Consider the following 20145-nt stretch of genomic DNA (forward strand, 5'->3'; position numbering starts at 1 on the left):
GGTGGCACGGCGGGGACGCGGCGGCGCGGCCGGGTACGGCGCACGCACGACGGATGGCGGGAAGGCACGGAGCCCTCTGTCGCGTCCGCCCGGGCCCACCAGCAGATTTTCGTCATGTCCGAAACAAACAACGACACGGTGCCACCCCTGGTGACGCGCCCCGGGAGCCATCGTGAGCCATTTCTATCTGAGCCACGTCCGCACCGTCGACGAGGAGTGGGTCGCGTCGTTCTTCCACGACCTGTGCCTGGTCGTCGGTGAGCGCACCGGCCGCCCCGCGGAGGCCGTGGGTGTCCGCGGGGAGCCGCAGTCGCCCGATGTCTCGGTGGATCTGCTCGGCCGGTCCACGGTTCTGGTCGCGCTGCTCTCGCCCCGCTACTTCAGCCAGTCGTACTGCCTCGCCGAGTGGTCCTACTTCCAGCGGCGCCTCAACGTGCACCGGTCCAGGACCGGCCGCAGCGCCGACGCGGTCATCCCGGTCATGTGGGAGCCCGACCCCGCGCACCCGCTGGACGCCATCGCCCCTTACCCACCCCTGCGCGTCCGGTCGGAGGCCTACAAGCGCGACGGACTGCTGCATCTGCTGCGGCTGAAGGCGCGTTACGGGCCGGCGTACGAGGAGGTGCTGAAGGCGGTCGCCGACCGGATCGTCGCGGCCGCGGAACTCCTTCCCGAGGTGCACGGGTTCGACGCGGCCGGCACTCACGCGCCCGTCGGCGCGTCCGCCCCGGCCGGCGGTCAGACCGTCAGCTTCGTCATGGCCGCCATGGGCGAGCAGGACGCCCCCGATGAGCGGCACTCACGTCAGTACTACGGGAAGACTGCCCTGCAGTGGTCCCCCTACGCCCCGGGGGAACACGAGGCGCTGGTCTCCCTGGTGAAGAACACCGCCACCGCGCTGGACTTCAGCGCGACCGTGCTGCCGCTGGACGAGGAGACCGTCGACCGGATCAGCCGGGAGCGGGACCCCGAACAGCTCGTGGTGCTGCTGGTGGACGCCTGGGTGGCCATGCTGGGGGAGAAGCACCGGCTCCTCGCCGCCGTCGACGAACGCAATCCCGAGGCGACCACGGCGCTCGAGCCAAGGGCCCGCGACGACACCGAGTCGGCCGAACGGGCGGTCACCCTCGACGAACTGCTGGACCGCACGCTGCCCCTGATGCGCGGCCGGCACAGCGAGTACGAGCGCTGGGGGCTGCCGGACGCGGAGAGCTTCACCTCCTCCCTGCGCAAGGTGCTCGTCCGCCTGCAGAACGAGGCGCTCAAGTCATCGGTGGAAGCCGTCCCGCCGCCGGCGACGTCGGCCGACGGTCCTCTTACGTTTCCCCTGCTCGGAAGGTACTCGTCATGACGTTCGACTCGGGTGACGCCGGCACCCGCGAGTCCGGCACCATCGTCACGTTCTACTCCTTCAAGGGTGGGACGGGCCGCACCATGGCACTGGCGAACGTGGCGTGGATCCTGGCCAGCAACGGCAAGCGGGTGCTCGCCATGGACTGGGACCTGGAGGCGCCGGGCCTGCACCGCTACTTCGCGCCTTTCCTCGGCGACCCGGAGCTCGACTCCACCCCCGGTGTCATCGACCTCATCCGCGGCTTCGACATGGCCAGGCCCCGGCCGGCCGGCGGCGACTACAGCCAGCAGGCGCGGGTGGAGCGGTTCGCCTCGACCCTGGCCCTGAGCTTCGACAGCGGTGGCTACGTCGACTTCATCTCCCCGGGACGCAAGACCCCCGAGTACTCCGAGATGATCAACACCTACGACTGGAAGGGCTTCTACGAGCAGCGTGACGGCGCGGCCTTCCTGCGCGCCCTGCGCGAGGACATGCGGCGCAACTACGACTACGCCCTGATCGACAGCCGCACGGGCTGGAGCGACACCTCGGGCATCACCACGGTGCTGATGCCGGACGTCCTCATCAACTGCTTCACGCTCAACACCCAGTCGGTGGACGGCAGCGCCAGCGTGGCCGCGGACGTCCGGCGGGCCGCCCCGCACGTGCGGATTCTCCCCGTGCCCATGCGGGTGGAGGACGCCGAGCAGGAGAAGCTCGCGGTGAGCCGGGGCCATGCGCGCCGGCGCTTCCAGGAGTTCCTCAAGGACACGCCGCGGGCGGCCGACCCCGATGCCTACTGGGGAGCGGTGGAGATCCCGTACAAGCCGTTCTTCGCCTACGAGGAGGTCCTGGCCACCGTCGCGGACACGCCGCGCCAGCCCGCCTCCCTGCTCGGTGCCTACGAACGCCTCACCTCGGTGATCACAGACGGGCAGATCGCAGCGCTGCAGCCGGTGAGGGAGTCGGTGCGCCGGCAGATGCTGGCCCGCTTCCAGCGGGTGCCGGTACCCGGCGGGCGTCTCGTGCCCCGGGTGAGGGTCGACTTCGCGCTGCGCGACGGCGCCTGGGCGGAGTGGATCGCGGCTCAGCTGCAGTCCGCCGGAATCGCCGTGACGCTGCGCGGAAGCAGCCCATCCATGCCCCCGGCCGGCGGTTCCGCCGACGGGGCCGACGTGGTCATCGCCCTGTTGTCACCCGACTTCGCCACCACGCCGGTCGCCGACGAGGTGCGCGCCCTGGTGGCGGCCCCCGAAGGACCGAAGATCATCGGGCTGCGGACCCGCGAGCACCAACCCGAGCCGGTGCTGCGGGGACTCCCGGGATTCACGCTGGTGGACACGTCGGCCGAGCAGGTTCTCGCCAAGGTGTTCGCCCTGCTGGAACTCGAGGCACCCGGCTCCGCGCTGAGCGAGGGCATCACCTATCCGGGTCAGGCCCCGCGGATCTTCAACGTGCCGCACCGGAACAACGGCTTCACCGGCCGTGACGTACAACTGGACCGTCTGCGGTCCGAGTTGAGCACGGAGTCGTTGCGTCGGGACACCCCGGTCGGCAAGGTCTTCCTCTACGGCCTCGGTGGCATCGGCAAGACCCAGATCGCGCAGGAGTATGTGCACCGGTACGGTTCCCAGTACGACCTCGTGCACTGGATCCCGGCCGAACAGCCGAACCGGATCCCGCAGCTCCTCGCGGAACTCGGCCTCCAGCTGGAAATTCCGGGCGACACGGTCGACGAACGTGCCCGAGCGACGATGGCGGCGCTGAAAAACGGCGATCATGGTCGCTGGCTACTGGTCTTCGACAACGTGACCGACGGCCAGGACACGGACGGCATGAGTCAGCACAGGAACCAGGGAGACGCGACGGTGGAACGGTACCTTCCCGCCGAGGGGCCGGGACACGTCATCCTCACCGCCAGGCGCTCCCCCCATGAGGAGAATCAACCCGCGCTGGAAGTCGACGCCTTCAGCAGGCCCGAGAGCATCGCCCTGTTGCGACGCAGGGTGGACGGGCTGTCGGTCGAGGACGCCGACCGGATCGCCGAGACCCTCGGAGACTTCCCGATGGCCATGGAGATCGCCGCGGCCTGGCTGAGCCAGACGGCCATGCCCCTGGACACGTACCTCGAACGGGTCAGGACGCAGGTCAGTGCGGCGCTCAGTGGGTCGGAGAGCAGCGGGGACAGCCAGCAGGGGTCCCTTCTCGCAGTCTGGCGGCTGACCGTCGACCGGCTCGGCAACGAGCGGCCCGCAGCGGTCCGGCTCCTCGAACTGTGCTCCTTCTTCTCCCCCGAGCCCATCGCCCAGTCCCTGCTCTACAGCGACACCATGCGCAACCGTCTCGCCGAGGAGACCGGTGACGAATCGGTGCTCGACCCCATGGTGATGGGGCAGGTGATCCGGACCCTCGGACGGTGGGCGCTGGCCACGGTCGACCAGCCGAGCAGCTCCATCCAGGTCCACCGGCTGGTCCAGGCCGCGGTCCGCGAATGGCTGGACCCCGAGCGGGAGAAGGAGACACGGCGCCAGGCGCAGCTCGTGCTGGCAGGAGCACTGCCCTCGGCGGCCTCCCCGGAGGACCATCCGACGGTCCAGCAGAGGTTCGCAGAGCTGCTGCCCCACCTGGAACCCTCCGGGGCGCTCCACAACACCGACGCGCGTGTGTGTGAGTGGGTCATCCGTCAGGTACGCAACCAGGGGCGGATCGGCGACCACCGGGCCGCCGCCGCGCTCGGGCAGAAGGCACTCGAGATCTGGAACGAGTCCCTGGGCGCGGACCATCACCTCACCCTGCGCCTGGCCGCCCAGGTGGCGAACCCCCTGCGCTACCTGGGCCGCTACGAGGAAGCCCACGCACTGGACGCCGACACCCTGAGGCGCCAGCGCGAGCAACTGGGCGAGGACGACGGCTACACGCTGATGACGGCCCGCAATTACGGCGCCGACCTGCGCAGCCTCGGCCGCTACCAGGAGGCGTACGACGAGGACAGCCGGACGCACGAGCTCTACCTGAACAGTCCGCACTTCGGCCCCGACCACGAGGACACGCTGCGCGCCGCGAACGGTCTCGGTGTCTCGCTCGTTCTGTCCGGCAACCCCTCCCAGGCATTGGAGCGCGCGACCGAGACCTATCAGCGGTCCCGGCAGGCGCTCGGGCTGTCGCACAAGCTCACCTGGACCCCGTTCGCGACCAACGTGGCACTGGACCGCAGGGAGACCGGAGACTACCAGGGCTCCCTCGACCTGCTCTTCGAGATCCGCAAGCGGCTCGTCAAACTCCTCAAGGACGAGCAGGCGGACGACGTGCTGCGCACGGACGCCTCCCTCGCGGTGACGCAGCGCCGCATGGGCAACTACGCCGAGGCCGAGGCCCTGACGCGGTCCACCCTGAACGTCTACCGGCAGCGGTACGGCGAGGGGCACCCCGACACCATGTCGTGCACGGCCAACCTCGCCTGCGACCTGCTCGCCCTGTCCTATCTGGACCCGGTCCGCGGCTCGGAGGCCGTCGACCTCGGGAAGCAGAACTTCGAGCGTTACCGTGAGCGCCTCGGCCAGGAGCACCCCTTCACCCTGGCGGCCGCGTCCAACCTGATCGCCATCCTCAGGAGCAGGGAGGACACCGAACGCGCGAGGGAACTCGCCGACAAGACCCTTCCGCTCCTCGTCGAGCGCCTCGGCGCCACCCACCCCGCCACCGTCGCCTGCCGGGCCAACCGGGCCGGCGTGCTGTCCGCGCTGGGCCGGCACGTGGAGGCGCTGGGCGAGGACGAGGTGGCCCGCGACGCCTACCGCGCCCTCTACCGCAACCACCACCCCAGGGTGTTGTGCGCGGACTACAACGTCGCCCTCGACCGCACCCTGATCGGCGACGACGAGGGCCCAGGGGAACTCGGCAGGGCGACCCAGGCCGCCGAGCGGGAGTTCGGGCCGGAGCACCCCACGGTGCGGATGATGAACGCGCGCAAGCGCATCGACTTCGACCTGGAGATGCCTCCTACCTGATCCGACGCCGATGCGGCAGCCGCCCCGGTCCCGTGCCGGGGCGGTCAGTTGCTCAGGGACGTGCCGTACTTGCGGACGAACCGCCGCACCGTGCGGTTCATCTCCTCCTCGCGCCAGGCGGGCAGGCCGTCCAGCCGGGTGTGCGCACCGGTCGCGCCGAGGAGTTCGCCGTCCACCACGAAGAGGAAGAGCAGGCCCACCGGGTACGCCGAGTCGAGCGCTCTGACCAGGTCCGGGTCCGGGGCGTGCGGGACGATCACGACCAGCGGGCCGAAGTCCTGCTCGTGCTCGCGGAGCATCTCCTCGTCCTCGATGTCGAACTCCCTGAGCAGCTCCTCCCCGATGTGCTCCACCAGGTCCCCCAGCACCCCGGCGCCCGCGCTGAGTGTGACGACCAGGTGGTCCCAGGGCAGCGGCTGTTCGCTGGCCCGGTGGACGTACCGGCGTGCCGTCTCCGTGGACCGCGCGGGCAATACCGCGACCCGCGGGGAGCCGTCGCCGGCCACTCCGCGGATGCGGTCCGCCTCCATCGCCGGCACCCGGGCGTGGGTCACGCTCAGCTGGATCAGTTCGCGTGAGGCGTCCGGACCGGACAGGGGCAGCAGTTCGGTGAGGGCGGCGCGCAGCGGGTCGGCCTGCGGCTCGCTCGGCCGTTCCGTCAGCAGGCCCGAGGCGAGCCGGTGACGCATCAGCAGGGACAGCATCTCGACCGGGACCCCCAACAGCGCGCCGGCCCGGCTCAGGCTCTCCGCGTCCACCTCGCGCAGATGGTGCACGACCCGGTGGTGCACCTTGGCCCCGCTCAACTCGGCCCGCATCAGCTCAAGTTGGGGGCGTATGACACGGCGTACGGAATCGAGGTCGTCGCCGCCCGGCCACTCCACCAGCTGGCGCCTGTTCGGATTGAGGGATCCGAGGCCGCTCCTCTCCAGCGCTTCGAGGGTCACCTCCGGCAGCATCAACAGGATCACCGGGAAGCCGTCGTGCCGGTTGCGCAGTTCCGCCATGGCCAGTTCGTTCTGCACGTGCTCGGATCGCAGGGCGTGGCTGGAGACGATCAGCAGCATGCCGTGCGCGCTGCCCATGCCGTCGGATATGGCCTCCATCCAGTCCTGTCCCGGCACCAGGGACTCCCGGTCCACCACGATGGGTTCGCAGCCCTCCTGGTACAGCAGTTCCTCCATGGCGCGACGGGCCGGCCAGCAACTGCAGGTGCAGTCCAGGGGTTCGCTGCGGCTGAGGAAGACGTGAGGGGCGGGCATGGGACTCCTCGTAAGGGACCGGGTCGGGTCAGCGGGCGGGCGGGGCGAAGGGGTCCGTGTCCTCCGGGGGTGGATGGGCGTCCTTGCGGACGCGGAACCAGCGGGTGCGGCCGGGGCCCAGGCCGACGGTGAACGCGCCGTCGGCGGACGGCCGCAGGACCGCCGGTCCGTCGGGTGGGGGATCGGGGACGTCCCGGGCGATCTCGGTCAGCTCGGTCCGTTCGGTGGTGTCCGGCAGCGAGATCCGGGCGGTGACCGGTTCGTCGGCCGTGTTGGTCAGGCACAGGACGCTCTGCCCGGCGTGGTCGCGGCGGACGGCGGTCACCGCCTCGGCGCCGGTGGGCACGGACTCGACCGTGCCGTGGCGCAGGGCGAGTTGGGCGGCGCGGGCCGCGAGGAGCGGACGTAACCCGGGGGAGGTCAGGGACGAGGCCGGGACCTCGTGGCAGCCCGGGAGGGCCAGGAGGAGACAGGTCCGGGGGCTCGGCGGGGCGTCCGGGAGGGTCCAGGTGCCGTATGAGGTGGGCGGCGTGGTCGGGGGCGGGCCGAGGGTGAGGTGCGCGGTGCCCAGTGCGGGGTCGGGGGTGCCGTCCGTGACGAGCGCCGACTCCGGGTAGGCGTCCAGGAGATGGCGGAAACGGGTGAGGAGGGAGGCCGGCCAGCGGTCGGCTTCGCGGAGCCTGAGTCCGTCGACCGGCTCCTCCAGTAGGTCGTAGGCCCGCCTGAGCAGCTCGCCGTGGGCGGAGTCCCCGTGCGCAGGCGCCAGTTCGGCCAGCACGCGCAGCCCCTCCTGCCGGGCCCGGGTCAGCAGCGCGGTGAAATCCTCCGAGCCGGGCGGGAGGGAGGCGGGCAGGCAGACGTGCCCGATGCCCCAGCGGCGGATCCCGGGCGGGATGGCTGGGGTGCGCGCGGGCAGGACCACTCCGAGGCTGTCCCGGAGCCAGTCGGGGGCAGCCGGGTCGGGTGGCGGCGGCATCGGTCCCGGGGTGAGCAGATGGGTCCGCCCGTTCTCCGCGCGGATCTCCACCTCGCCGCCGTGCCCCGACAGCAGGAGCAGTTCGCCGGTCGCCGGATGGACCTCCCGTACCCGGAAGGGCACGGGCACCGCCGTGACCGGGCCGCCCCCGGGCCAGTCCAGGCGCAGCAGCCGGTCACCGCCGTCCGCGGCGACGACCAGCCCCGCCTCCGCGAGCAATGCCAGGGAGACGGCGGGCGCCGGCAGCCTGCCCAGCACGGTGACGGCAGCCGCCGGGCCGCCCTCCGCCGTCCCGTGCACCCGCCCGTCCGCCGTGGCCCACACCACCGCCCCGGACCGGGGGTCTCCGCCCAGCGCGGTGACCTCCGGGCCCGGCAGCCACCGCACGGTCCTCGCCTCCGGGGGCGCGGTCAGATGGTGGACCGTCACGCCGCCCTCGGCGTCCGCCGCGGCGACCAGGCCGGCCCACACCGAGCACCACAGCCGCAGCACCGGCGCCGGATGCGACAGCGTGCCCAGGATCCGGCCGGGGTCCCCGTCGTCGACGAGGAGCACCTCGTTCCCCCTGGCCAGGCACAGCACGCCCCGATCGGCCGTCCGGGACCAGCCCACCGCCGCCGGCCGCACCGCCAGCGGATGCAGGACGGCGTCGGCGGTCCCGTCGACCGCCGTCGTCACCACGTGCAGCCCCTTGTCGCCGACCACCGCCGTGGCAGGAGGCCCCGCGTCCGCGACGGCGAGCAGCTGCGGCTCGGCGGGCAGATCGACCGAGAGGACGGACTCGCCGTCGTCGAGACGGAGCACGGTACGGCCGTCCGCGGTCGTCGCGAGGGCGGCCCGGTGGCCGGCCCGGGCACACAGCAGCGTGCCGCCCAGCTCCGCCTGTGCGGCCAGCACGGTTCCGTCCGCGCGGGCCTCGGCGGCCACGCCCACGCCGAGGGTGGTGTGCTCGCCGTCGTACAGGTCCAGGTCGTGCCAGGCGGCCCCCGGCAGCGCGCCGCGCAGCCGCAGCCGCACCCGGCCCGCCCCGCTCGCGCCGAGGACCAGGGCGTCGCGCTCCGGGGGGCGGCTCAGGGTCAGGCCGTCCGGCTCGGCCCGGACGCCGATGTCCACCTCGGTGTGGACCAGCGTCCGTACCGTCCGTATCTCCTCGGCGTCGGCCCGGCTCACCAGGCCCGGTGGCGGCTCCATGCCCAGCCGCTCCGCCGCCATCACCCGCAGCCGCCAGGCCGGCAGCGACTCCCGTACGGCCTCCGGCAGCCGGGGCAGGAAGTGCAGGATCCAGCGACTGGCCTCGGCGGCGGCGGTGCCCTCAGCGAGCACCTGCCGGAAGAGGGGGGTGAGGGTGCGTTCGACCTCGGCCTCGGCGGGCGGCGGGCCGATGGTCGCCGTCCACAGCAGTTCCTCGAAACCGCGTACGAGGGGTGGTGCGCAGCGATGCGCCGAGAGGGTGAAGTCGCGGACCGAGCCGAGCAGATGGGGGTCGTGGACGTACAGCTCCTGCCGCAGCGCCGTGCTCACCTCCGGGTACAGCACCAGGGCACGGCTGTCGGCGGCCTCCACCAGCGGCGAGAAGGAGAGCCTGGCCTCCAGACCGGTAGCGCTGTCCGGGGCGAACCGGAGCCGGGCGCCGCGCAGGAAGTACGGCTCCGCCTGCGCGGCCAGGCACAGCGAGCGGGCCAGCCGCACCACGTCGGGCTGATGCCGGCGCTGCTCCGCGATCAGCCGGAACGCGCCACTGCGTTCGGGCGCCGCCGTCATCGGGGCCGTCCCGCCCGGCGCGGATCCTGGCGGGCCGCCGTCTGGGCGAACCGTACGGACACCCGGCGGTCCAGCGGGATCAGAGCGACCGTCCGTCGCACGGCGGCCGGGTACTCCTCCGCCGGGTAGGGGGTGAGACAGACGACGGAGGTGCCCGCCTCGCGCAGCCGCCGCAGATACGGCAGCCAGCCGGCCGGCGAGGAGTGGTGCCGGCCGGGCAGCGGCGGCTGCAGATGCCCGAGGTCGGACAGCAGGATCACCGGCTGCCCGTGCGGCGGCACCGGGTGGGGGTCCCAGGTACGGCCCCGGTCACGGCTGACGCCCCGGGTGATGCGCAGGTCCAGCACGCGCAGCCCGCCCGGTGGCAGGATCCGGGCCGCGAGCCGGGCCGCCCATTCCTGGTCGTGCCGGAAGGGGCGCATCGACTCACCGCGGTCGATCAGCAGCAGCGCCCCGCCCCGGGTCGTGGGCCGGCGCCGGTAGGGCACCCGCTGCCGGGCGACCCGGCCGCCCGCGAGACCCCGTACGACGAGGTCCACGAGCCGGACGTGGTCGACGGCCCGTCCCGTCCGGTAGGTGCTGGCCACCGCGAGGAAGATCGCCCGCTCGGTCTGCGGGTTCCACGGCGAGGCGGGCAGCGGTGGGGCCGTGGCCCAGGGCACGTCGAACGCCTCGGTGTGGCCGAGCAGCGTCTCGGCGTCGTCGTCCCCGGGGTCGGGTGCGACGCCCTCGCGCCACAGCTCTCGGCCCGCCTCCGCGTCCGGTGCCGGCCGTGCGGCGCGCACCAGGAGCAGCGAACCGCCCGTGTGCGGGCGGGGGTCCGGTTCGGGCAGCCGTCCCGGCGCCGTCGGGGGGTCGGCTGCGGAACCCCGCCCGGGACCGGGCCGCGAGGGCGCGGTGCCTGCCGTCGCATCGGGCTTGCCCGTCCGGCCCGGCGGGTCGCTGCTGCGGGCCGTCGTGCCGTCGCCGCCGCGCGGTGGCCGTGGTGGTGGCGCCGCGGCTCGGCCCCGGTCGGCGGGCGCCTCTGCCATGGGCGCGGCTCGCGTGGGCGCTTCTCCCGTGGGCGCGGACGGGGCACGGCTCGCGGAGGGCAGCGCGAGGCCCATGGCCCTGGCCAGCGTGGTCATGCCGGCCGGATCGGACACCCCCAGGACGCGGGCCGCGCGCAGCAGATCCCCCAGATGGGCCGGGCCCGGGCTCATGCGTGGGCGGAGGTGTCGGGCGTGCCCTTCACCATGGCGAGGTCCGCGACGGCCCGCCACTCCGGGGAGTCGGCCGTCAGGGCCATCTGGTGGCAGGCCCGCAGCGTGTCCAGGAACTCGGCGGTGCTCGCCGCCGGCCGCGCCGCCACCGACTCGCTCTCGAACATCTCGGCCAACTCCAGGGTGAGCGCCTCGTCGTAGTCGTCCCCCATGTGCAACCGGGCGACCTTCAAAAGGTGTTCGCGGTCCGGCGACTCCAGCTTCAGCAGGATGCAGCGGCGCAGGAAAGCGGCGGACAGCTCCCGCTCCTCGTTGCTCGTGATCACCACCAGTGGCGCCCCCGCGCTCTCGGCCGCCGTCACCATCCGCCGGTCCGGGCCCATGAACCGGAGGTTGTTGAGCGGATCGAGCAGGGCGTCCGGGACATCGGGGTCGGCCTTGTCGATCTCGTCGATCAGGACCACCGCGGGCCGGTCGCGCAAGGTCGGCGGGCAGTGTTCGTCCATGGCCGGGTCGAGCGCCTTCCACAGCGGGCCCGGCCGGACGTAGGACCGTGAACCGGCGCCCTTGAGCCGGCCCAGCGTGGCGTCGTTGAGCTGGCGAAACGCCTCCTCGCGCCAGAGCAGGTCGTGCGGTTCGGTGCGAGCGGTGACCACTTCGGCGTAGTAGCGCAGACGCATCAGCCGTGCCACGTTCGGCGCCAGGGTCGACTTGCCCGAGCCGGGCGGGCCGAGCACCAGCAATGGACGGCCGGACGCCAGGGCGACGTTGACGGCCAGGACGGTCCGGTCGTCGAAGAGGTACACCTGGTCGTCGAGGCGGGCCGTGTCGCGCGGTGGTACGCGGATGACCTCCGCGGGCCGCTCCGACTCCCCGGCCGGGTCGAAAAGCTTGATCAAGCCTACTGTCCCCCTTGTCGGACCAGACGTCGGACCAGATGTCGCCCAGACGTCGAATCACGTGTTGGATCACCTGCCGGACACATGGCGGAGCACTTCTCGGATCACATGTCGGCGCGGATCTCCGGCCTACCCCGTTGCTCTCTTCCCCATGGCACGCGCGGCCAGTACTCAGACGACCAATCTGTCCGGCCTCGCGGGTGGGTGACGAAGCATCAGCTCACTGACCGGCGCCGTATCCGCACCTCCGGGAAGCCGGTGGGCGCCGTCGGCTCGGGCGCGAGCACGCGCCGGACCCCCGTCGTCACGTCCACCCGGCTCAGCCAGGGCGCCCGGTGCAGGCCCTCCGGCAACGGCAGGTCCGGCCACGGATCGATGTCGAGGAACATGACCGGCGAGGACTCGAGCGCGGTCAGATCCAGCAGGTTCGGGCAGCGCAGTATCCGAACCGACCGCAGCGACCGGCACCCGGTCAGTGCGGGCAGGGCGACGAGCTCCGGGTCGTCGGTGAGGACCAGTGAGCGCAGCCCGGGCAGCCGCGGCAGCACCTCGGCCAGTCCGTCGACCCGGCCCGAGCAGCACAGTTCGGGCACGGGGGTGCCGGCCCGCAGCAGCGCGCGCACCTGAGCGGACGACCGGACGCGCACCCGCCGCTCCGCAGGCCGGGGACGGGGGCCGAGGGCCGAGAGCCGCCGGGGCGGCCGTCCCGGCTGCGCCAGCACACTGCGGGCGGTGCCCTGGTCCGACTCGGCGGCCCGCAACTCGTCCAGGAGTTCGTGGAGTTCGGGGGAGGGGTGGCTACCGAGCAGTTCGTCGCGACTCGTGCCCGGCGCGTGGGCCAGGTGGTGGGCGGCCAGGAAGGTCCTGACCTCGGGGCCCGGGAAGGCCACGGTGTCCGGGCCGGGGCGGAACACCACGCCCGCCCGGTCCGCGAGCGCGGCCAGCAGCCGCTCGGGCGAGGCCGCGTCGGAGGCGCCGGGGTCGCGCAGCGCGCTCAGCGCGGTCCGCAGCGGCACCCGCGAGGCGTCCACGCCGAGCGTGGCGACGGCCAGTCTGCCGGAGGCCGCCCGCAGGACACTGTCCGGCACCTGGCGCGCGGCGAGGCCGGGCACGGCCGGGTCGGACGAGCCGGCCGGTTCCTCCGAGGCCCGCCGCCAGGCCGCCGAGACACCGGCCCGCAGCAGCCGGTGCCGGGCGACCGGCATCGGCCGCCCGGGCCGGCGCACCGCCCGCAGCAGCGCCGGGACGGCGGCCGGGCGGCGGGCGACGCCGACGAGCAGCGGATCGGTGGCGAACCGGTCGGTGAGGAGCGCCCGGGCCTGCCGGTCCTCGGGAGTCGCCGTCGTGAGGGAGGCGAGCAGGGTGTGGACGCCGTCGGGGGACAGGGGCCGCAGCCCGACGACCCGGAAGGCGTCCCCGAGGCGGGCCCAGGGCACCCCGGTGCCGTTCGTGGCGATGACACACGGCGCCTGGGGGTGGGCGTCGAGCAGGCGCAGCAGGTGGTCCCACACGGCGGCGCGGTTGCCCTCGGGCACCGCGTCCAGGTCGTCCACGGCCAGGAAGGCCCGCCCGGACCGCAGTTGCCGGGCCACCCAGCCCGCCGGTTCCTGCGGGGCGGCCAGCGGGGCGAGCGTGGGCACCATGCCGTCCAGCCGGGGCAGCGCCCCCGAGCGCGCCGACAGCACGAGCGGCGTCCGGCAGCCCCAGGGCGCCCGGCCTGCACCCGCCGGTCCCCGTCCCGGGTCGTCCAGCGCCTGTGCGGCGAGCCGCGCCAGCTCGGTGCTGTGGCCGGCCCCCGTGGGACCGACGAGCAGGATGCGCCGCCCCAGCTCCGGCAGCAGCTCCGCGGGGACGTCACGGTCCGGCTCCGGCGCGCCCCGGCCGGCGCGGACGCCGAGGGTGCGGGCCACCGGCATCGCGGGCAGGGCCGGTGCCACCTCCTTGCGGAACTGCTCGGTGAAGGACCCGTCGTCGGACGCCAGGGCGTCGGGCGCGTTCCCGGCGGAGCGGTCGTCCAGCACGGGCGCCGGGGCCGAGCTCGCGGCCATCGCCGTCATACGGGCCACGATCCCGTCCAGGACGCGGTCCAGCGCCGCGCGGTAGCGCGGGGCCTGCATGGTCATCAGGGCAAGCCCCAGCGAGCGGTACTCGGGCGGCTGGCCCGCGGAGAAGGTGTCGGCCGTGGCGACCGGCCCCGGCAGCCGGCGCTCGACCGGCTCCCAGACCAGGGGCAGCGCAGGCTGCGGCGCGGTTCCCGTCCTCGCCTGTCCCAGATTGCGCCGCAGCGCCAGCACCGCCCAGTCGTGATGGGCCGGGCCCTCGTTGAAGTACGCCGGGCTGCACAGCGCCAGCACGACGTCCGCGCTCTCGACGCCGTACGTCCTGCTCTGCTCGGCCGGGGAGGCGGGCGGTGGGACGAGGCGGTCGAAGACCGGTCCGTCCGTGGCGTCCAGACGCCGTCTCAGCTCGTCCAGGAATCTCGCGACCCAGGCCTCGTCCCTGCCGCGCACGTAGCTGACGGCATAGCGGTACACGGGCACCATCTCATCCCCCGGTATGTGGTTTGCGTACCTGAATCCAGTTTCTCACGAGCCCGGGGGACCGGCCGTGGCAGAATCCCCGCCATCAACTCGTAACCATTCAGGCTTTATTGGCGAATTGTCAGGTAACATGCCCAACGTGCCGGTCGGGGAGCAGTCCCTGGGAAAGAAGCAGGCGAACCTGCTCACTGCCATCATGCGGGGGGTGCCTGTCCTGGGACGCGGCAAGGACTTCCACGCCCTGACCGACGGGGACATCCGCGGCGCGCTGGACACCCTTCCCGCGGGCACCGACGTGTCGCAGACGGGCGAGCTCAACCGGCTGCGCCCCCGCCTGCTGGACGCGGTCATCGGGGCCCGGACCCGGCAGGCGTGCTATCTCAGAGGGTTGCCCAGCCACGGCCTGGAGCCGCTGCTGCGGACCGTCGGGGAGGCCGTGCGCGCCCCGCTGGTCCTGCGGGTGGTGTACGGCGCCAGTACCGAGGTTCCGCTGCGGGCGCTGAGCTATGTGCTGCCGGCCGTCCGGATGGCGGCGCGGCTGGCCGCGGCCGGGCACCGGGCCCTCCATCTCCAGGTCGTGCTCGCCGCTTCCCTCGGCTGCCCCATCAACGGCCTCACCGCCTCCGCGGTGGCCGAGGAGACCGGCCTGCTCGCCCGGTGCCTCGACCGGCTCCTGACCCTGCTGATCCCGCACCGCTACGGGATCTACGGCACACAGACCCCGGCCGATGTCCTGGCCGCGCTGGACGACCTGGTGCGCACCCTCACTCCGGAGAAGCGGGCGCGTGTCCTGGAGCGGCTCGGCGGCAAGGGCGGCGCGACGGAGGAGGAGCAGACCCTGCTGTACGCGGCCGCCCACGTCCTGGTGCACGACCGCGCCGCCGTCCCGCTGGTGCTGGAGCGGGGCACTCCCGTCCCGACCGACGCCAGGGTGATCGACGTCGGCGGCCTCCAGGAGCGCCACTTCCACGACGTACGACGCCTGTTCGCATCCGGGGCGGCGCAGCCCGGGGCGCTGGTGCTGTCCCGGCACGCCGTGCCGCCGTACACCATGGCGCGGGGCGGGGACGTAGGACTGCGGGAGTTCCTGGACGGCGGCTCGCCGTGCGAACCGCCGGCCGAGGCCGCCCGCCGCGATCTGGACCTGCTGTGGGACGAGTTGCTGCCGAGCGACCTGCGCCGAGTCGTCGACGTCCGGCAGGAAGCCCTGCGATGACGCACTCTCCCTCTCCCTCTCCCTCGCCCTCTCCCCTCGGCCGTGCGGAAATGGTCGTCCACTGGCGTGAGTTGGGAATCCGCCCCGGTGACACCCTGCTGGTGCACGCCTCCCTGCGCGCTCTCGGGCCGGTGCGCGGGGGAGCGGGGGCCGTCGCCGACTCCCTGCTGGACGTGCTGGGGGCGGACGGCACCCTCGTCGTCTACACGCAGACCCCCGACAACACCGACCCGTCCCGCTGGCCCGTCACCCGCGGCTATGCCGTGCCGGCCAGTGAGTGGCCGCGGCTGCGTGCCTCCCTGCCCGCCTTCGACCCGGCCCGGACCCCGAGCTTCGGGGTCGGCGTCCTGCCCGAGGAGGTGCGCACCCGCCCCGGGGCGCTGCGCAGCGGCCATCCCCAGAGTTCGTTCGCCGCGCTCGGACCCGCCGCCGCGCGGATCACCGCCGGGCACGCGCTGGACTGCCACCTCGGCGAGGACTCCCCGCTGGCCCGGCTGGAGGAGCTGGAGGCGCGGATCCTGCTGGTGGGGGTGGACTACTCCGTCTGCACGGCCTTCCACCTGGCGGAGTACCGCGTGCCGGGCCAGACCACGCGCGACTACGGCTGCGCGGTGGCCGACGGTCCGGGAGGCCGCCGCTGGCACCAGTACCGGGACCTGGACTTCGACGCCTCGGTCTTCCCGGACCTGGGCGACTCCTACGAGGCGTTGCCGGAGCGGCCGGTGACCCGGGGCCGCGTGGGCGGCGCCGACTGCCGCCTGCTCACCCTGGCCCCCGCGGTGGCATACGCGGCAAAGTGGCTGACCGCCCGACGAGCGGGCACACCGGACGAGAGCTACCCGATGGGGTGAACGCGGTCAGTGCCTCGCGGGTGGGTCAGTGCACCATGGGCGCAGGGATGACACCTGTCGGGCGACCGCGATGACTGGGGGCGATGCGGGCACCGGGTCGCGCCCAGTGGGTCGGCGTGGGCAGCGGATCATGGCCATTGGGGCGGCGCGGGGGCGCGGAGCACGGCCGCCGGCGGTGAACGCTCAGTGGATCCCGGGTCCTGGGGTGACGGCGTTGGCGGACTGCGATCACCTGGGTCGGGGCGGGCACCGGATCATGCCCACCGGGTCGGCGCGGGCACGGAGCACGGATGCTGGTGGTGAACGCTCAGTGGATCCCGGGCCCTGGGGTGACCGCGCCAGCGGATCACGCCCACCGGGGTGACATGGTCACCGGATCACGCCCACCGGGGTCCACGCAGTGACCGGATCACGCCTACAAGGGGGCCACGCGGTACCGGATCACGCCCGCCGGAGTCCAAGCGGTCAGCGGATCACGACCACCGGGACGCCGATCGTCGCGAACTGCCACATCGCGTCGCCGTCCGTGCGGGACTCGCGGATGCCCCCCGTGCGTACGTCCGTGTCGGCCCCCGATCTCGGCACCCCGACCGCCGCGCTGAAGCCGATGACCACGCCGTCCACGGCGGTGAAGCGGACGACGTGCTCGATGGGGGTGCCGTCGGTGCCGGTGATCGAGTTGGAGCGGGAGGTGACCGGGTAGGTGCCGGGAAACGGGGCGAGGCTGCCCGGGGTCACCGTGAACGTACGGAGCACCCGCTCGCGCGCGCCGACGAGCCACACCCGGCCGGCGTCCACCGAGTACACCACCCGTTCACCCGTACCGGTCCCGGCGGGCAGGGCGGCCGGGTTCGGGTCGACGCGGGGCGCCTGGGAGGCGGACGCGGTCGCCGAGGCCGTGGCCTGCGGCTTGCTGAAGCTCGCCGGGACGGTCGCGGAGGCCTGGTAGGCGAGGAAGGAGACCGTCGCCAGGGCCGCCGCGGTGAGCCCGAACACGAATCCGGAGCTGCCCTTTGCCACCGTCACCCACCTGTCCGATCGTCTCGCCCGCCGTACTTGCGGCGACCGTAGCAGCCACGGCCCGCTCCACCCGGGCGGCGATGCCGAGCCCCAAACCGCCGTACGCTGTTTGCGTGCTCTTGCTCGCTCTGGATACCGCCACTCCCGCCGTGACCGTCGCGCTGCACGACGGGACGGATGTCATCGCCTCGTCCAGTCAGGTCGACGCGCGCCGGCACGGGGAGCTGCTGCTGCCCTCCGTCGACCGGGTGCTCGCCGAGGCCGGGCTCCGGCTCGACGCCGTGACCGGTGTCGTCGTGGGGACCGGACCCGGCCCGTACACCGGGCTGCGCGTCGGCCTCATGACCGCGGACACCTTCGGGCTCGCCCTCGGCGTGACGGTGCACGGTGTGTGCACGCTCGACGGGCTGGCGTACGCGGCCGACATCGAGAGCGGCCCCTTCGTCGTGGCGACCGACGCCCGCCGCAAGGAGGTCTACTGGGCGCGGTACGCGGACTCCCGGACCCGGCTGACCGACCCGGCCGTGGACCGGCCCGCCGACATCGCCGACCAGGTGGCCGGGCTGCCGGCCGTCGGCGCGGGCGCGCTGCTGTACCCGGACACCTTCCCCGACGTGCACGCACCGGAGCACGTGTCGGCGGCGGCACTGGCCGCGCTGGCCGCCGAGCGGCTGGCCAAGGGGGAGGAGCTGCCGGCGCCCCGGCCGCTGTATCTGCGCCGGCCGGACGCCCAGGTGCCCAAGAACTACAAGGTGGTCACCCCCAAGTGACCGACGCTGTGACTCCTCGACTGCGCGAGATGCGCTGGTGGGACATCGATCCCGTGCTGGAGCTGGAGAAGGAGCTGTTCCCCGAGGACACCTGGTCCCGGGGCATGTTCTGGTCCGAGCTCGCCCACGCCCGCGGCGCCGAGGCGACGCGGCGCTACGTGGTCGCCGAGACCGGTGACCGGATCGTCGGCTACGCGGGCCTCGCCGCATCCGGGGACCTTGCCGACGTCCAGACCATCGCCGTCGCCCGCGACCACTGGGGCACGGGCCTCGGCGGCCGCCTGCTCGCCGAGCTGCTCCGCGCCGCCACCGCCTTCGAGTGCGGTGAGGTGATGCTGGAGTGCCGGATCGACAACATCCGCGCCCAGAAGCTGTACGAGCGCTTCGGCTTCGAGGCCATCGGCTTCCGGCGCGGCTACTACCAGCCGGGCAACGTGGACGCCCTGGTCATGCGGCTCACAGACCCATCAACCTCCGTACAAGGAACCGAGATCCATGGCTGACGAACCCCTCGTCCTCGGTATCGAGACCTCCTGCGACGAGACCGGCGTCGGCATCGTCCGCGGCACCACCCTGCTGGCCGACGCGGTCGCCTCCAGCGTCGACGAGCACGCCCGCTTCGGCGGTGTCGTCCCGGAGGTCGCCTCGCGCGCGCACCTCGAGGCGATGGTGCCGACGATCAACCGCGCGCTGAAGGACGCGGGGGTGAGCGCGAGCGACCTGGACGGCATCGCGGTCACCGCCGGTCCCGGCCTCGCGGGCGCCCTGCTGGTCGGCGTCTCGGCGGCGAAGGCGTACGCCTACGCGCTCGGCAAGCCCCTCTACGGCGTCAACCACCTCGCCTCGCACATCTGCGTGGACCAGCTGGAGCACGGCGCGCTGCCCGAGCCGACCATGGCGCTGCTGGTGTCCGGCGGCCACAGCTCGCTGTTGCTGTCGAGCGACATCACCTCGGACGTACGGCCGCTGGGCGCGACCATCGACGACGCGGCCGGCGAGGCCTTCGACAAGATCGCCCGGGTGCTGGACCTCGGGTTCCCGGGCGGTCCGGTCATCGACCGGTACGCACGCGAGGGCGACCCGGAGGCGATCGCGTTCCCGCGCGGCCTGACCGGGCCACGTGACCCGGCGTACGACTTCTCCTTCTCGGGTCTGAAGACGGCGGTCGCCCGTTGGATCGAGGCGAAGCGGGCGGCGGGGGAGGAGGTGCCGGTGCGTGACGTGGCGGCCTCCTTCCAGGAGGCGGTCGTCGACGTGCTGACCCGCAAGGCGGTACGGGCCTGCAAGGACGAGGGTGTCGATCATCTGATGATCGGCGGTGGCGTGGCCGCGAACTCGAGGCTGCGGGCGCTGGCGCAGGAGCGGTGCGAGGCGGCCGGGATCCGGCTGCGGGTGCCGCGACCGAAGCTGTGCACGGACAACGGGGCGATGGTGGCGGCGCTGGGCGCCGAGCTGGTCGCGCGGGGGCGGGCGGCCTCCGGCTGGGACCTGTCGGCGGACTCCTCCCTGCCGGTCACGGACCCGCACGTCCCGGGGCACGACCACGTCCACGAGGTCAGCAAGGAGAACCTCTACTCGTGACCGTCGCCCTGATGTGGGAGGCCCGGGCGGCCGAGGGCCGCGGCGAGGAGCTCCTGGCCTGGGCGCGGGCGCAGGAGCTGCCCGTCCGGCCCGTGCGTCGGGAGACCTTCCGTGCACCCGGCGACCGCGTCCTCGTCATCACGTGGTGGGACGCGCCCTACGACGCCGAGCTGCCCGAACTCCCCGAGCCGGACAGCGAGTTGGTCAGCCGAGCGGTGCATCGGTGGCAGTTCGAGTCGGTGCCGGAGCGGTGATCGGAGTGTAGGAGAGGCCCTGTGGCCCGTGCCGGTCGCGCTCCCGCCACAGCAGCCGGCCGTGCCCGCGCTCCCAGTGCGCGCCTACGGCGGCCTTGGCCAGCCAGTCCAGCGTCGGCAGCAGCGGCAGCAGAGGGATCAGCGGACCCCCGACGAGGGCGAAGACCGAGGTCGTCACCACGAACGCCACGAAGATCGGGAGCGGGAACCGGCCGCGGTGACGGCCCAGTTCCCGGCCCGTCATCGGCACCGCCGCCTCGAAGCGCCGCACTTCGCCCACCCACCTGAGCCGCGACCCCCGCAGCAGCGTCACCAGCAGCAGGTAGCCGAGCGCGAGGACGGCGACCAGCCACACCCGGTCCGCCCGCACCGGTGGACTTCCGTGCACAGCGACGGCCACCACCACCCCGACGGCCGTGGCGGCCAGCAGCGCCAGCGCTGTCCCCAACTCCTGGTGCACGTACCTGACCATC

General features: G+C 73.4%; 15 protein-coding genes. 8 read left to right on the plus strand and 7 right to left on the minus strand.

The genetic code is table 11. From position 1 onward, the window contains the following. Nucleotides 1-172 precede the first annotated feature (172 nt). Together fsxC and fxsT are read left to right on the plus strand one after the other, a co-directional pair. A complete protein-coding gene (gene fsxC / locus ABZZ74_RS07440) occupies nt 173-1351 on the plus strand; it encodes an FxsC protein (RefSeq protein ID WP_356762346.1) in 1179 nt (392 codons plus the stop codon). Further along, on the plus strand, nt 1348-5340 hold the full coding sequence (gene fxsT / locus ABZZ74_RS07445) for an FxSxx-COOH system tetratricopeptide repeat protein (RefSeq protein WP_356762347.1): 3993 nt from the start codon (nt 1348-1350) through the stop codon (nt 5338-5340). The genes fsxC and fxsT overlap by 4 nt, the downstream gene beginning before the upstream one ends. Nucleotides 5341-5384: 44 nt before the next feature. On the opposite strand, the gene ABZZ74_RS07450 is transcribed toward fxsT, so the two are convergent. The 5 genes from ABZZ74_RS07450 to ABZZ74_RS07470 all read right to left on the minus strand — a co-directional run bounded on the left by ABZZ74_RS07450 (nt 5385) and on the right by ABZZ74_RS07470 (nt 13983). Beyond that, on the minus strand, nt 5385-6602 hold the full coding sequence (locus tag ABZZ74_RS07450) for a toll/interleukin-1 receptor domain-containing protein (protein ID WP_356762348.1): 1218 nt from the start codon (nt 6600-6602) through the stop codon (nt 5385-5387). 28 nt (nt 6603-6630) lie between these two features. Continuing rightward, entirely contained in the window at nt 6631-9339 is a 2709-nt protein-coding gene (locus ABZZ74_RS07455; protein ID WP_356762349.1) for a hypothetical protein, read from the minus strand. Beyond that, nucleotides 9336-10541, minus strand: coding sequence for a hypothetical protein (locus ABZZ74_RS07460; protein WP_356762350.1), 1206 nt, complete (start codon nt 10539-10541; stop codon nt 9336-9338). The genes ABZZ74_RS07455 and ABZZ74_RS07460 overlap by 4 nt, the downstream gene beginning before the upstream one ends. Then, nucleotides 10538-11440 carry a MoxR family ATPase gene (locus ABZZ74_RS07465; protein ID WP_356762351.1) on the minus strand — a complete coding sequence of 301 codons (903 nt, stop codon included), beginning with the start codon at nt 11438-11440 and terminating at the stop codon, nt 10538-10540. The genes ABZZ74_RS07460 and ABZZ74_RS07465 overlap by 4 nt, the downstream gene beginning before the upstream one ends. A gap of 215 nt (nt 11441-11655) precedes the next feature. Next, entirely contained in the window at nt 11656-13983 is a 2328-nt protein-coding gene (locus tag ABZZ74_RS07470) for a large ATP-binding protein (protein WP_356762352.1), read from the minus strand. Between the two features lie 127 nt (nt 13984-14110). On the opposite strand from ABZZ74_RS07470, the gene ABZZ74_RS07475 reads away from it, so the two are divergent. Then, entirely contained in the window at nt 14111-15196 is a 1086-nt protein-coding gene (locus tag ABZZ74_RS07475) for a hypothetical protein (RefSeq protein WP_356762353.1), read from the plus strand. Then, complete coding sequence (locus ABZZ74_RS07480; RefSeq protein WP_356762354.1) at nt 15193-16047, plus strand: AAC(3) family N-acetyltransferase; 855 nt, start codon at nt 15193-15195, stop codon at nt 16045-16047. The genes ABZZ74_RS07475 and ABZZ74_RS07480 overlap by 4 nt, the downstream gene beginning before the upstream one ends. 465 nt (nt 16048-16512) lie before the next feature. On the opposite strand, the gene ABZZ74_RS07485 is transcribed toward ABZZ74_RS07480, so the two are convergent. Further along, nucleotides 16513-17067, minus strand: a complete 555-nt coding sequence (locus ABZZ74_RS07485; RefSeq protein ID WP_356762355.1) for a hypothetical protein — start codon at nt 17065-17067, stop codon at nt 16513-16515. Between the two features lie 113 nt (nt 17068-17180). Between ABZZ74_RS07485 and tsaB the strand changes: the two genes are divergently transcribed. Genes tsaB through ABZZ74_RS07505 form a run of 4 tightly spaced genes read left to right on the plus strand, consistent with a single transcriptional unit; the run spans nt 17181 to nt 19672 of the window. Continuing rightward, on the plus strand, nt 17181-17837 hold the full coding sequence (gene tsaB, locus ABZZ74_RS07490; RefSeq protein WP_356762356.1) for a tRNA (adenosine(37)-N6)-threonylcarbamoyltransferase complex dimerization subunit type 1 TsaB: 657 nt from the start codon (nt 17181-17183) through the stop codon (nt 17835-17837). Next, complete coding sequence (gene rimI / locus ABZZ74_RS07495; RefSeq protein WP_356762357.1) at nt 17834-18340, plus strand: ribosomal protein S18-alanine N-acetyltransferase; 507 nt, start codon at nt 17834-17836, stop codon at nt 18338-18340. Before tsaB ends, rimI begins: the two co-directional genes overlap by 4 nt. After that, complete coding sequence (gene tsaD / locus ABZZ74_RS07500) at nt 18333-19418, plus strand: tRNA (adenosine(37)-N6)-threonylcarbamoyltransferase complex transferase subunit TsaD (protein WP_356762358.1); 1086 nt, start codon at nt 18333-18335, stop codon at nt 19416-19418. The genes rimI and tsaD overlap by 8 nt, the downstream gene beginning before the upstream one ends. After that, on the plus strand, nt 19415-19672 hold the full coding sequence (locus tag ABZZ74_RS07505; protein WP_356762359.1) for a hypothetical protein: 258 nt from the start codon (nt 19415-19417) through the stop codon (nt 19670-19672). The genes tsaD and ABZZ74_RS07505 overlap by 4 nt, the downstream gene beginning before the upstream one ends. On the opposite strand, the gene ABZZ74_RS07510 is transcribed toward ABZZ74_RS07505, so the two are convergent. Further along, entirely contained in the window at nt 19623-20144 is a 522-nt protein-coding gene (locus ABZZ74_RS07510; RefSeq protein ID WP_356762360.1) for a hypothetical protein, read from the minus strand. The two genes, ABZZ74_RS07505 and ABZZ74_RS07510, sit on opposite strands and share 50 nt — an antisense overlap. Nucleotide 20145: the final 1 nt, after the last annotated feature.

Source organism: Streptomyces sp. NPDC006476 (assembly GCF_040612015.1).
GTDB classification, from domain to species: domain Bacteria; phylum Actinomycetota; class Actinomycetes; order Streptomycetales; family Streptomycetaceae; genus Streptomyces; species Streptomyces griseorubiginosus_B.